The 12,893-nt window shown below is 71.4% G+C and carries 12 protein-coding genes and 1 pseudogene; 4 read left to right on the top strand and 9 right to left on the bottom strand.

Annotated features, from left to right (window positions below; genetic code table 11):
* Positions 1–58 precede the first annotated feature (58 nt).
* The 4 genes from IW248_RS00065 to IW248_RS00050 all read right to left on the bottom strand — a co-directional run bounded on the left by IW248_RS00065 (position 59) and on the right by IW248_RS00050 (position 2,905).
* Positions 59–868: an ABC transporter permease gene (locus IW248_RS00065; RefSeq protein WP_196925126.1), complete on the bottom strand. Its 810-nt coding sequence runs from the start codon at positions 866–868 to the stop codon at positions 59–61.
* A gap of 14 nt (positions 869–882) precedes the next feature.
* Positions 883–1,671, bottom strand: a complete 789-nt coding sequence (locus tag IW248_RS00060) for an ABC transporter permease (protein ID WP_196925125.1) — start codon at positions 1,669–1,671, stop codon at positions 883–885.
* Between the two features lie 248 nt (positions 1,672–1,919).
* Entirely contained in the window at positions 1,920–2,111 is a 192-nt protein-coding gene (locus IW248_RS00055) for a DUF397 domain-containing protein (protein WP_196925124.1), read from the bottom strand.
* Positions 2,102–2,905 (bottom strand): helix-turn-helix domain-containing protein, encoded by an 804-nt coding sequence (locus IW248_RS00050; protein WP_307787586.1) that lies wholly within the window; start codon positions 2,903–2,905, stop codon positions 2,102–2,104. The genes IW248_RS00055 and IW248_RS00050 overlap by 10 nt, the downstream gene beginning before the upstream one ends.
* 272 nt (positions 2,906–3,177) lie before the next feature.
* Here IW248_RS00050 and IW248_RS00045 point away from each other — a divergent pair, with 272 nt between their 5' ends.
* Entirely contained in the window at positions 3,178–3,384 is a 207-nt protein-coding gene (locus tag IW248_RS00045) for a flavin reductase (protein WP_307787585.1), read from the top strand.
* A 177-nt stretch (positions 3,385–3,561) separates the two neighbouring features.
* Here the strand turns inward: IW248_RS00045 and IW248_RS00040 are convergent, their stop codons facing one another.
* Positions 3,562–4,494 carry an ABC transporter ATP-binding protein gene (locus IW248_RS00040; RefSeq protein WP_196925122.1) on the bottom strand — a complete coding sequence of 311 codons (933 nt, stop codon included), beginning with the start codon at positions 4,492–4,494 and terminating at the stop codon, positions 3,562–3,564.
* 143 nt (positions 4,495–4,637) lie between these two features.
* Here IW248_RS00040 and IW248_RS00035 point away from each other — a divergent pair, with 143 nt between their 5' ends.
* The gene (locus IW248_RS00035) at positions 4,638–6,884 is read left to right on the top strand and encodes a TRAP transporter permease (RefSeq protein WP_196925121.1); all 2,247 of its coding nucleotides are present in this window, start codon (positions 4,638–4,640) and stop codon (positions 6,882–6,884) included.
* Entirely contained in the window at positions 6,881–7,900 is a 1,020-nt protein-coding gene (locus tag IW248_RS00030; protein ID WP_196925120.1) for a TAXI family TRAP transporter solute-binding subunit, read from the top strand. The genes IW248_RS00035 and IW248_RS00030 overlap by 4 nt, the downstream gene beginning before the upstream one ends.
* Before the next feature lie 9 nt (positions 7,901–7,909).
* Here the strand turns inward: IW248_RS00030 and IW248_RS00025 are convergent, their stop codons facing one another.
* On the bottom strand, positions 7,910–8,446 hold the full coding sequence (locus tag IW248_RS00025; protein WP_196925119.1) for a hypothetical protein: 537 nt from the start codon (positions 8,444–8,446) through the stop codon (positions 7,910–7,912).
* On the bottom strand, positions 8,447–10,336 hold the full coding sequence (gene dnaG / locus IW248_RS00020; RefSeq protein ID WP_196925118.1) for a DNA primase: 1,890 nt from the start codon (positions 10,334–10,336) through the stop codon (positions 8,447–8,449).
* 137 nt (positions 10,337–10,473) lie between these two features.
* On the opposite strand from dnaG, the gene IW248_RS00015 reads away from it, so the two are divergent.
* A complete protein-coding gene (locus tag IW248_RS00015; protein ID WP_196925117.1) occupies positions 10,474–11,679 on the top strand; it encodes a low temperature requirement protein A in 1,206 nt (401 codons plus the stop codon).
* A gap of 7 nt (positions 11,680–11,686) precedes the next feature.
* On the opposite strand, the gene IW248_RS00010 is transcribed toward IW248_RS00015, so the two are convergent.
* Positions 11,687–12,523 carry a siderophore-interacting protein gene (locus IW248_RS00010; protein WP_124819686.1) on the bottom strand — a complete coding sequence of 279 codons (837 nt, stop codon included), beginning with the start codon at positions 12,521–12,523 and terminating at the stop codon, positions 11,687–11,689.
* Between the two features lie 24 nt (positions 12,524–12,547).
* A pseudogene (locus IW248_RS00005) lies at positions 12,548–12,893 on the bottom strand (deoxyguanosinetriphosphate triphosphohydrolase); the annotation flags it as partial.

Here is a 12,893-nt window from a genome sequence, read left to right as displayed (position 1 = left end):
TCCTCCTGGTCGGCAGTGTCACCTCCGGACATGCCCCGTGGACGGGCGCGGATAACCCCTACTTGTAGAGCAACCTCGCCATTCGGCGGGAAGCCACCAGCAGGCCGGCCGCCATCATCGCCAGCAGGTAGAGCACGTCGAGCAGCCAGAGCCAGCCGTCACCGCCCAGCGCGAGCCCCCGGATCAGGTGCACCGACCGGTACAGCGGGGTGATCTCGACGAGCCAGTGCAGCACTGTCGGGTAGGCCTGCGCCGGAACGAAGGTGCCGGAGAAGAGAAACAGCGTGAACTGCGCGGAGGCCATCAGGTCGAAATCCTGCCAACTGCGCATCAAGGTGGAGATCGCCATGCCGAGCGCCCCGAACGCGAACCCGACAAGCACCGCGGCCGGGAGAGCGGTCAGCGCTCGGGTGACGCTTGTCAACTCCAGCGCGACCATCACACCGAGGAACGCCGCCGAGTAGGCGCTCCCCCGCAGCATCGCCCAACCCAACTCGCCCACGGCGATCTCGAACGGCCGTACCGGGGTGGCGATCACCCCGTCGTACAGCTTCATGTACTTCATCTTGCCGAAGAAGTTGAAGGTGGTCTCCGAGATCGCCCCGGTCATCGCCGAGGAGGCGAGCATCGCCGGGGCCACGAACTCGGCGTACGAGACCAGCCGCCCGCCCGGCAACGGCAGGTCGCCGACCAGCGCGCCGACGCCCACCCCGATGGACAGCAGGTAGAGCAGCGGCTCCACGAAGCCGGAGAGCAGCAGCAGCCAGTAGACCGGCTTCAGCGCCGCGACGTTGCGCTCGAACACCGACGCCGACCGCCGGGACGCGGCGGAGACGTCGACCAGCCGGGGCAGGATCAGCGTGACCACGACACCCTCCCTCCCTAGACGACGAGCTTGCGACGGAACGCGCGCACCGCCAGCAACCAGCCGGCGACCGCCCAGGCGGCCAGGTAGAGAAGGTGCCCGACGATCGACCACTGTGGGGCGACACCGAGCGTGGCCGCGCGGCACAGGTCCACGGCGTGCCACAACGGCGTCACGTACGCCAACCACCGCAGCGCGTCCGGCAACGACTCGACAGGGAAGAACACCCCGGCGAAGAGCGTCATCGGGATGACCGCGAACCGGAACAGCATCGCGAGCCAGTTGTCGCTCGACACCGACGCGGCGTACGCGAACGTCGGCGCGGCGACGGCCAGCCCGAGCAACGCCACCACCGGCAGGGTGGCCACCGCCCACGGCGATCGCAACGCCCCGAACAGCCCGGTGACCAGCAGGAACGCCGCGATCGTGGTGAGCACCCGGAACAACACGAAGGCCAGGTGCCCGGCCACGATGTCACAGACTCGCAGCGGCGACGCGCCCTGTGCGAAGTAGGTCTTGACCCACTGGAAGTTGCTGAACACCGGCCAGGTCGAGTCACCGACCGTCACCTGGAGGGCGGTCGAGGCGATCAGCCCGGGGACCAGCCAGTCGAGGTAACGCACACCCCCGACGCCCTGGTCGATGTAGGCGCCGACGCCGACCCCGAAGCCGAGGACCGTCAGCACCGGCAGCAGGAACGAGGAGAACACCCCGGCCCGCCAGGTGCGTCGAAGCCCCACCAGGTAGTGCTCGAACACCGCATATGCCGGCACCCATGGGAACCGCGCCGACCCCGCCGCACTCACCCGACCACCCCGCCCACCGCGCCGACCACCACGACCTGTCTACCCCCGGGGTACGACAGACCGCCGGCCACCCTACGACGACCCCACCGACGTGTCGCCCGGGTTTCGCCGCGTCGCCCTGGGCCCCGCGTCGCCGCGTCGCCGCGTCGCACTTGATCGACTCGGCTTCCTGAAAGTCGGGGTGTCAGAGCGACCTCAATGCCCCGGCTTCCTGAAAGCCGAGTGGATCTAGACGGCGGGACCGCCGGTCACCTGCGGACCGAGTCGGAGTCGACGAACGCGCGCCACGCGTCGGGCGGGAACACGAGTACGGGGCCGGCCGGGTCCTTGGAGTCGCGGACGGCCACCAGCCCGGGCAGGTTGGCGGCAACCTCCACACAGGCACCGCCGCTGCCGTTGCTGCGGGTGCTCTTGCGCCAGCGGGCGCCGGTCAGCTCCATGTCTCCGCCACTTCCGCAATCAGGTCGAGGGACTGCTGCTGCGATAGTGCCTCACCCCGGATCGACTCCCACACCTCGACCATCTGCCGGACGTACTCGACGCGGTCGATCACCTGGCCGTGGCGCTGCCCGTCCAGGAAGACGACATCCTCACCGGTGGCGGCGGTGGCGATCACGAAGGGACCATCGAGCCCAGCGTACGCACCGGCGGACAGCGGCACGACCTGGATTCGGACCCGGGGCAGGGCGGAGCCGAGCTTCACCAGGTGACGCAACTGCTCGCGCATCACCTCCGGCCCGCCGATGTGACGGCGCAGCACGTACTCGTCGACGACCACGCTGAGCAGCGGCGGCCGGTCCCGGGTGAGCACGCCCTGCCGATCGAGCCGGGCGGTCACCTGCTGCTCGACCTCGTCCGCCGCGAAGAGCCCGGCGCCGGCCAGGATGGCGCGGGCGTAATCCTCGGTCTGCACCAGGCCCGGCACGTAGAGCGGCTCGAACCACCGCAGCGCGGTGGTTTCCTGCTCGATGCCGGCCCAGTCGCGGAACCACGGCACCACGGCCTCCCGGCTGATCCGCCGCTGGATCCGCTCGAACCGCCCGTCTGCCCCGAACACGGCGTCGCACCGGCGGGCGAAGTCCAGGCTCGGCCGCCGCTCGGATGTCTCCACCTTGGCGACCAACGCTCCGGAATAGCTCAACGCCTCGGCCAGCGCGGCCTGTGACATCCCGTTGGCGGCCCGAGCCAGCCGCAACTCCTCGGCGAAGTGCTCCAGCATGGACGAACTCTCCACGGACAGCCTCCGTACATCCTCGTACCGTGCCGGGCCGATCGCCGTACGCCCTGGTCGTCGGCGTGCGGAACCTCCCACCGTAGTCGGATCCTCACCAGACTGTCACGCAGCGGAACCGCTCACGGGATCCAGACGGCGGGCGGAACCAGGCCGGGAGCGCCCTGTGACCCCCGATCCGGGGCGCTCCCACCCACCCGATGGAGGTTCCTCGTGCGACTCGCCTGGTCGGCTCACCACAGCGGCGGGCTCTGATGCCGCGGTACCGCCCACACGTGGCGGCACGCCCGTCCTGGCGCTGCCGGGTCTGCGGCGCCGCATGGCCCTGCTCGCCGGCCCGCCTGGCGCTGCTCGGCGAGTACCGCGAGGACCGGATCGGCCTGCTCATCTACCTCGCCACGTTGCTCTACGAGGCGGCCGGGGATCTCGCCGGCCACGACCGACTGACCGACCGTTTCATCACCTGGGCCAGAGCCCGTTGAGCGGCGATCGTTGGCAGCTCCCCTGCACATCGCCCGCGACATGAGCAGATCTTGGACAGTTTCCGTTAGCTGTTAACGGAAAGTGTCCAAGATCTGCGGATCGAGTGGCGGTCACGGGCACGTTGGAGCCGCCGGCAGATCAACCGTGCGACGCTGCCAACGATCAATCGCGGGCGGTCAGTCGACCAGGGTGCGGCCGGTCAGGTGCAGGAAGACGTCCTCCAGGCCGCTGCGCCGCACCAGCACGTTCGCCGGCTGGAGACCCAGCGCGGTGACCTCGGTGACCGCCGCGTCGCCGTCGGGCACGTAGAGCAGGACCCGGTCGGGCAGCACCTCGACCCGCTCCCCCAGCCCGTCGAGCTTGCCGGCGAACGGCTCCTGCGACTCGGCGGCGAAGCGCAGCTCGACCACCTCGCGGGTCGAGTGCTGCTCGATCAACGCCCGGGGCGAGCCCTCCGCGACGATCCGTCCGCCGTCCATCACCACCAGGCGGTCGCAGAGCTGCTCGGCCTCGTCCATGTAGTGCGTGGTGAGCACCAGCGTCACGCCCTGCTGCTTGAGCCGGAACAGCCGCTCCCACACCAGGTGCCGGGCCTGCGGGTCGAGCCCGGTGGTCGGCTCGTCGAGCAGCACGATCTCCGGATCGTTGACCAGCGCGCGGGCGATGGTCAGCCGACGCTTCATCCCACCGGACAACGGCTCGACCAAGCTGTCGGCCCGCTCGGTGAGCTGGACGAAGTCGAGCAGCTCGGCGGCGCGCTCCCGGGCCGCCCGGCGGGAGATGCCGAAGTAGCGGGCGTAGACGGTCAGGTTTTCCCGGACGGTCAGCTCCGGGTCGAGATTGTCCAGCTGGGGGCACACACCGAGGCGCGCCCGGATCGCCGGCCCGTCAGCCACCGGATCCATGTCGAGGATGCGCAGCTCCCCCGCGCTGGGTGGGGAGATGCAGCCGATCATCCGCATGGTGGACGACTTGCCCGCGCCGTTGGGCCCGAGGAAGCCGAACGCCTCACCCGGACGCACGTCGACATCGATGCCGTCCACGGCGGTGAAATCGCCGAACCGCTTCACCAGCCCGCGAGCCCGAATCAGTGGTCGCCCCGAAGTCACCGCCCGACCCTAACCGCCGGATCCGACAACCCTCCACGCCAATACGCCCGACGACCGGCCGGTCACCCCGGCGTCCGTACCACTGACGGCGAAACGCCATTCGATGCCCCACCCGTCAGCCAATCGACGTGTATCGTCCTTTCGTGTCGCCCATCAGCGCGCCCGATGGTTCGTCGTCAGCTGCCCGACCAGCCAACTCTCCCACCGGTGGGCCCGCGGCGAGCCCCGGCGGCGCGCCACCCCGACCACGACCGGGAGCCGAGCCGACGGAGCCCGGCGTCGCCGAGCGGGCGACCCGGGACCTGGCCGCCCAGTTCGAGGACGAGAAACCGGGACGCGTGCTCTCCGGGCCGGCGGGTCTGCTCCTCACCTCGGCGGCGCTGGCGGTCGGCGCTCTCGCCCTGTGGCAGGTGTTCCGCCCTCTGTCGCAGGGCAGCAAGTACTACTTGATCATCTTCTTGGCCGGCGTACTCCCGCTGGTCTTCCTCGCCTACCCGGCCGACCTGCGGCTGCCGGCCCGCCTCCGCAGCCGGCGACGCCGCGCCGACAACGCCGAGAAGACCGACAACGCCGCGAACACCGCAAGCGCACGGTCGCGACAGGCGTCGACACGACCCACGGTGACCGACTGGGTTCTGGTCGCGCTGACTGTCGCGGCCTGTCTCTACCCCGTCCTGCCGATCCGGATCGGCAGCGGTGGCGGCGGCTACAACGCGTTCCTCGACCGGCAGGGCCTGCTGGCGCCGACGGATCTGGTGCTGGGCACCGTCCTGCTGCTCCTGCTGCTCGAAGCGTGTCGACGTACCACCGGTTGGATCCTGCCCGCTGTCTGCCTGCTGTTCCTCGGCTACGGCTACTACGGCGGGTTGCTGCCGCAGTCCTGGCCGGTCGCGCACTCCGGGCTCGACTTCAGTCAGCTGGTCGACGCGTTCTACAACTCCGACAGCGGCTTCTACGGCACGCCACTCGACGTGGCCGCCTCGTACATCGTGTTGTTCACCATCTACGGCGCGGCGCTGGAGCTGTCCGGGGCCGGGCGGTTCTTCGTCGAGCTGTCGGCCGCGGCGTTCCGGCGCTCGCGTACCGCCGCCGGTCGGACGGCGGTGGCCTCGGGCTTCCTGCTCGGCACCGTCTCCGGCTCCGGCGCGGCGACGACGGTGAGCATCGGCGCGGTCACCTGGCCGCTGTTGCGCCGCGCCGGCTACCCGCCGGAGCGGGCCGGCGGCATGCTGGCCGCGGCCGGTGTGGGCGCCATCCTCTCCCCGCCCACATTGGGCGCGGCGGCGTTCATCATCGCCGAGTACCTGGGCGTCTCGTACCTCCAGGTGCTGGGCTGGGCAACCGTGCCGACGGTGCTCTACTACCTCGGCATCCTGCTCGCCGTGGAGATCGACGCTCGCCGCTCCGGCGTACGCCCCGTGGTGATCGAGGTCGGCTCACCCTGGCGTCTGCTGGCCCGGTTCGGCTACCACTTCGCCTCGCTGATCGCCATCATCGTGTTCCTCGCGGTAGGCGTGTCCGCGACGAGGGCTGTCGTCTTCGCCATTCTGCTCACCGTCGCGTTGTCGTTCCTGGACCGTACCCACCGGCTCACCCCGGGCCGGCTGGTGACAGCGCTCGTCACCGGCGTACGCGGCGTCCTCGCCGTCACCGCGGTCTGCGCCGCCGCCGGCATCATCACGGCGACCACCACGAAGACCGGCCTCGGGCCGCAGGCGGCGGCGCTGCTGATCGGCGGGGCGCAGGCGGCCACGTCGGACCCGACGCTGGTGCTGGTGCTCACCGCGCTGCTCGCCGCAGTGGCGCTCACCCTGCTGGGACTGGCCGTGCCGGTCACCGCGTCGTTCGTGATCGGGTGGGTGATCGTCGGTCCGGCCCTGCTCGACCTGGGCGTCACCGCGCCGGCGGCGGCGATGTTCGTCTTCTACTTCGCGGTGCTGTCCGAGGTGTCCCCACCGACCGCACTCGCCGCGGTGGCTGCCGCCGCGGTCACCGGCGGCCGGCTGGTGCCGACCATGTGGCAGACCCTGCGGTACGCGCTGCCGGCGTACCTGACCCCTGTCGCGTTCGTCATCACGCCGGCCGGGCTCGGTCTGCTCGGCATCGGTGGTGTCCAGCGGATCGCCTTCGCGGCAGTGGTCGTCGCGCTCAGCGTGGCGGTGCTCGCCGTCGCCGCCGGTGGCTGGCTGCCCGGCGTGGGCCCCGCCGGCCCCCCGGAACGCACCATCGGCGCCGTCGCCGGCGTCACATTGCTCTGGCTCGAACCCGTGCCGGTCACTGTCGGCGCGACGCTGGCCGCCGTCGCGGCGGCGGGCGTGTTCGTCCGACGGAGATCCGCCGGTCGGCCATCGTCCGGATCACCAGCCAACCCTGTGGAGGAACAACTGTGAGACGAATCGACGTACGGCTCGCTGCGGGCCTGAGCGTGCTCGCCCTCGTCACGGTCGGTGCCGCGGGTTGCGGAGGTCAGCAGGGCGGCGCGGCCACCGACGACGCGGCCAGCGAGGTCACCTGCGAAGTGACCCGGGAGACCCGCGTGGGCATCGCCACCGGCAACGCGACGGGCGTCTACTACGTGGTCGGCAACGCCCTGGCCGGGCAGTTGTCCGGGGCGACCGGCGGCAAGCTCACCGGCACCGCCGCCGAGACCGGCGCCTCGGTGCAGAACGTCGAGCAACTCGTCGCTGGCCAGTACGACGTGGCGTTCTCGCTGTTCGACACGGCGGTCAACGCGGTCGAGGGCAAGGGCAGCTTCACCGCGCCGCAGCCGGTGGAGGCGCTGGCCCGCATCTATGACAACTACACCCAGGTGGTGGTCCGCAACGATTCCGGTATCACCTCGGTGGCCGACATGCGGGGCAAGCGGATCTCCACCGGCTCGCCGAAGTCCGGCACGGAGGTGATCGCCAACCGGCTGTTGGAGGCCGCCGGCCTCGACCCGGCCACTGACATCCGGGCGCAGCGACTGGACCTGACCAAGACTGTCGAGGGGATCAAGGACGGCAGCGTCGACGGCTTCTTCTGGTCCGGGGGTCTGCCCACCGGTGGCCTCACCGACCTGTTCACCACGGCCGGCGACTCGGTGAGGTTCGTCGACATCTCGCCGCTGCTGCCGAAGCTGACCGCGCTGAGCCCCGGCTACCAGGAAGGCACGATCGGGCGGGACGCGTACCGGACGGCGACCGACACCCCGACCATCGTCGTGCCCAACGTGCTGCTGGTCCGCAAGGACCTGGACGCCAACGTGGCCTGCGCGATCACCCGGACGGTGTTCGACAAGCGCGACGCCCTGGCCCAGGCCAACCCGGCGGCCAAGGGGATCTCGCTGGAGAATGCCCGCAGGACCCTGCCGGTGCCGCTGCACCGCGGTGCCGAGAAGGCGCTGAAGGACCTCGGGGCGAACTGACCCAGCCGGTCAGACGTCGGCCGGCGCGGTGGCGGCGCGGGCCACGCCGACCAGCCGGTCGGTCTCGGCGAGCAGGGCCTCGTCGTCCGCCGGAGTGCCGGGGTCGAGTCGGACCGTCCAGGTCAGACCGTCGACCCCGGCCACGCGCCGGGCCGCGACCCGCGCGGCACCGCCGGGCACCGGCTGGTGCTCGGTGTACGCGACCGAGCGGGTCACCCGGGCCCGCACCTGGTGGGGCAGCTCCCCCGGGTCGAGCAGCAGGTACGTCTCGGCCGGACCGTCGGCGACCATCGTGTAGCCGTCCCGCTCGACGACGGGCTCGGCGGGTGTGACGGTCAGCTCCCGCCCGGACCAGACCGCCTTGAGGATGGTGTGCCAGCCGAGCCGTTGCCCTCGACCGGGCAGCCACAACCCGAGGTTGGTGGCGACCACCACCCCGTCGCCCTCGCCGTTGCCGGCGGCGGCCCAGGCCAACACCCGCTCGTCGGCGGTCAGCGGCGGCCGGTCGGCCGGCGGCAGCTTCGGCTTGCGGCTGAACAGTCCCATTTAGAGGCCTCCCGCAGCCTGCTCGCGCAGCGCCCGGGCGTGCTGCTCCAGCGACAGCAGCTCACCGAAGGCGGCGAAGTACTCGTCCTTGTTGTTCACCGGGTTGATCCGCTGGATGCGCGACTTGAGGTCCCGGACCCGGGCGGTCACCGACCCGAACTGCACCCGGGCCATGGTGATCGACACGTAGCGCGGGTCCGGTTCGCCGTCGATCCGCAGCGGTTCGACGGCCAACTCACCGACCAGCGCCGCGGACGCCAGGTCGTCGCAGGCGTCCCGGACCGACTCGATCCAGACCGCGCCGCCGGTCGCCGACGCGGCACCACCGGCCGCCGCGATGGCCGTCCGCACCGCGACGTGCACCGGGTGGCGGTATTCGGTGGCCTCGACCGCGTCGAACATCGGCCCGGCCAGGACCGGCTGCTGGAGGGCGAGTTTGAGCGCCTCCCGCTCGACCATCGACAGCGGGCTGTCCAGTGCCGGCTCGGGGCGGGCCGGGGCCGGCCGAGCGGCGGGGGAGGCGTCGCGGGAATCGCGGGTGCCGGGCGGCGGAGCGTTGCCGGCGGCGAGCACCGCCCGCTGCACCGGCTCGATCTCCATGCCGAGGTCCATGGCGAGCTTGCGGACGTACTCCGGGCGCTTTTCCCGGTCCTTCAGTCGCGCGACCAACGGCGCGGCGTGACGCATCGCCTCCACCCGGCCGTCGACGGTGTCCAGGTCGAAGCGGCTGATCACGTGTCGCAGCGCGAAGTCGACGAGCGGCTCGCGGCGGGCGACCAGATCACGCACCGCCAGGTCGCCCTTGGCCAGCCGCAGGTCGCACGGGTCCATGTTGTCCGGGCTGACCGCGATGAACGTGCGCCCGACGAAGCGCTGATCGTCTTCGAAGGCGCGCAGCGCGGCCTTCTGCCCGGCGGCGTCGCCGTCGAAGGTGAAGATGATCTCGCCGGCCACCTCGTCGCTGTCGAACAGCAGCCGACGCAGGACCGAGATGTGGTCCGCGGCGAAGGCGGTGCCGCAGGTCGCCACCGCAGTGGTCACCCCGGCGAGGTGGCAGGCCATCACGTCGGTGTAACCCTCGACGATCACCGCTCGCCCCTGCTTGGCGATCTCCCGTTTGGCCTGGTCGATGCCGTAGAGCACGTGCGACTTCTTGTAGATCGGCGTCTCGGGGGTGTTCAGGTACTTCGGGCCGTCGTCGTCATCGAAGAGCTTGCGCGCGCCGAAGCCGATCACGTCACCGGCGAGGTCGCGGATCGGCCAGAGCAGCCGGCGACGGAACCTGTCGATCAGGGTGCCGGAGCGGGACTCCCGGGACAGCCCGGCGGTGACCAGCTCCTGGTGGGTGAAGCCCTGCTGGCGCAGGTGCTTGGTGAGCAGGTCCCAACCATCCGGGGCGAAGCCACAGCCGTAGCGCTCGGCGGCGGCCCGGTCGAAGCCCCGTCGCGCCAGGAACTCCCGTGCCGGCCGGGCGCCGGCGGTGCTCAGTTGCGCGCGGTAGAACTCGACGGCGGCGGCGTGCGCGGCGACCAGGCGCTGCCGCTGACCCTGCTGCGGGCGGGGGCGCGGGGCGCCCTTGTCGTCCTCGATGTAGCGCAGCTGGATGCCGGCGCGGCCGGCCAGCCGCTCGACGGACTCCACGAAGCTGAGGTGGTCGGCGTCCATCAGGAACTTGATCGCGTCGCCGCCGGCCCCGCAGCCGAAGCAGTACCAGACGTTGCGGGCCGGAGACACGTTGAACGACGGACTCTTCTCGTCGTGGAACGGGCACAGACCCTTGAGGTTGCCGCCGCCGGCGGACTTCAGGGTGACCGTCTCGGAGATCACATCCCCGATCGAGGTGCGTTCCCGGACCAGTGCGATGTCCTCGTCCCGGATCCGCCCAGCCATGCGCCACCCCCTCGCCGTACATCCTGCCCTGCCGGACCGACGACACGCCGGCCGGGGGACGCCGGTGTGGCGGCGGCCGCTGCCCCGGCTGCGCGATTCCGGCCCGGGAGCCGGGCCCGCGCGGGGACCATGACCAGATGCGCAGGGTACGGACCGACGGCCCGCACGTGCCGCGATGGTTCGGCGCGTGGTTGGGGCTAAGCGGCCAGGCCCCGGAGACGGACGAGGCCGGCCACCGGCACGCCACCTGGCTGGAGCTCTTCCTCGACCTCATCTTCGTGTACGCGCTGGCGGCGGTGGTGGCCCGACTGGGCAGCGATCCGACCCCGTCGCCGACGGCAGTGCTGGCCGTGATCGGGCTCTTCGTGGTGATCCAGTGGGCCTGGGTGGGGCAGGTCTTCTACGACACCCGGTTCGACCCGGACGACGCGCTGCACCGGCTGTTGGTGCTTGTCGCTTTGGTAGGCGCGGGCGCGATGACGCTCGGCGTCGACGAGGTGCCGGAGAGCGTGCTCCTGCCGGTCGGGTACCTGATCGTGCGGGGCGTCCTGCTCCTGCTGTACCTGCGTGCCCGGCCGACCAGCCCGATGGCCCGCCTGGTGACGACCATCTACCTGATCGGCTTCGGGTCGGGCTGGCTGATCTGGTTCGTGTCGCTGACCCTCCCCGCCGAGCGGCGCCCGACGCTGTGGGTGGTCGCGATGGTCATCGAACTGGCCACGCCGTGGGTCGGCGCGCGCTGGCTCAACCGCTGGCCGGTGGACAACCGGCACCTGCCCGAGCGGATCGGCCAGTTCACCATCATCGTGCTGGGTAGCGCGCTGGCCAGCCTGCTCTTCGCCGTGCCGGACCACCCACCGCCACACATGATCCTCACCGCCGCGATGGCGTTCCTGATCCCGGCCGCCGTCTGGTGGGTCTACACCACCTTCGTCACCACCCGACTCCTCCAGAACCGCCTGCGCGGAGGGCAGGCGTACAGCTATCTGCACATCCCGCTCGGCGGTGCCCTGCTGCTGCTCGGCTGGGCGCTCGGGCAGGTGGTCCGGCTGGTCGACGACAACGCGGCACGGCTACCGCTGGAGCTGCGGCTGCTGCTGGGCGCCTCGATGGTGGTGTGGACGGCCTGCGGGCTCGCCCTGTACTGGCTGTGGACCCGACCGAGCGCCGCCCGGCTGGCGATCGCCGCCTACGGCGTGGTCTCGGTCAGTCTGATCACCGCGACGGTGCACCAGCCGAGGCTGATGCTGTCGCTGCTCTCCCTGGCGGTCGTCGGGTACGCCGTACTGCTCAGCCGACGGCTCTCCCGGGCCGGCAAGGAGGCGAACACGCCCGAGGGATGACCGGCGCTCAGGCCGCCGCGACAGCTACCTCCTCGGCCGCCACCTGCTGGTTCCAGTCGGCCTTGGTGGAGCGCCAACCCTCGTCGTCCATGCCGCGCCGCCAGTAGCCGGAGATGGAGAGCTGGCCGAGCGGAATGCCGCGCTCGCCGCGCAACAGCCGGCGCAACTCCCGGACGAAGGCGGCCTCGCCGTGCACGAACGCGTGCACCTGGCCAGCCGGGAACTCCAACGCCCGCACCGCCGCGACCAGCGCCTCGCCCACCGGGCGATCGCCGCGATGCAGCCAGGTCAACTCCACAGCCCCGGGGCTGAGCAGCTTCTGCTCCTCGGCCGGGTCGGCGATCTCCACGAAGACGTGGGCCCGGGCGCCCAGCGGCAGGCGCTCCAAGGCGGCGGCGATCGCCGGCAGGGCACTCTCGTCACCGACCAGCAGATGCCAGTCCGCGTCCGGGCTCGGGGCGTACGCGCCGCCGGGGCCGACGAAGTGCACCGGATCGCCGGGGCGCAGCGCGGCGGCCCACGGGCCGGCCAACCCCTCGTCGCCGTGGTGCACCACGTCGACGGTCAGCTCCCCGGCCAGCGGATCCCAGCGGCGCACCGTGTACGCGCGCAGCCGGGGCCACTGCTCCCTGGGCAGGTCCCGGCGGATCGCGGCGAGGTCCAACGGCTGCGGGTACGCGACACCCGGCTGCGGGAACACCACCTTGATGTAGTGGTCGGTGAACTCGCCCACCGGCAGACCGACCAGCTCGTCCCCACCGAGGACGAGCCGGATCAGGTGCGGGGTGGGCCGCTCGGTGCGCAGCACCTGGGCCGAGGTGACGTTCCTGGGGCGTTCCGTCATGCCAGTTAGGCTAGCCTAAGCTGGCTAGTTGTCCGTCAGGGGTGTCCCGTTGCCGACCAAGCGGGTGTGCCAGGTCACCGCCGCCGGGTCGGTGAGCGACGCCACCTGGTCGATCACCACCCGCAGCCTGGCCGTGTCGTCCGGTGCGGCCCGCCACAGCGGGGCGAAGATCGGATCAAGCCCCTCCGGGGCGCGCCGGACCAGCGCGGCGACCACCTCGGCCAGCATCGTGCGCTGCCGCTCGTAGCGACCCCGGAAGCCACTGCGACGCATCACGTACCGCAGCGCGATGCCCTTGAGCAGGGCGCACTGCGCCCGGACCAGTCGGGGCACCACCAGGTCGGCGCCGTAGCGGCGGTGCGGGCCCGGA

The sequence above is a fragment of the Micromonospora ureilytica genome, assembly GCF_015751765.1.
Taxonomy (GTDB): Bacteria; Actinomycetota; Actinomycetes; order Mycobacteriales; family Micromonosporaceae; genus Micromonospora; species Micromonospora ureilytica.
The sequence above is the reverse complement of the archived record's forward strand: the minus strand, read 5'-3'. Positions and strand labels throughout refer to the sequence as shown.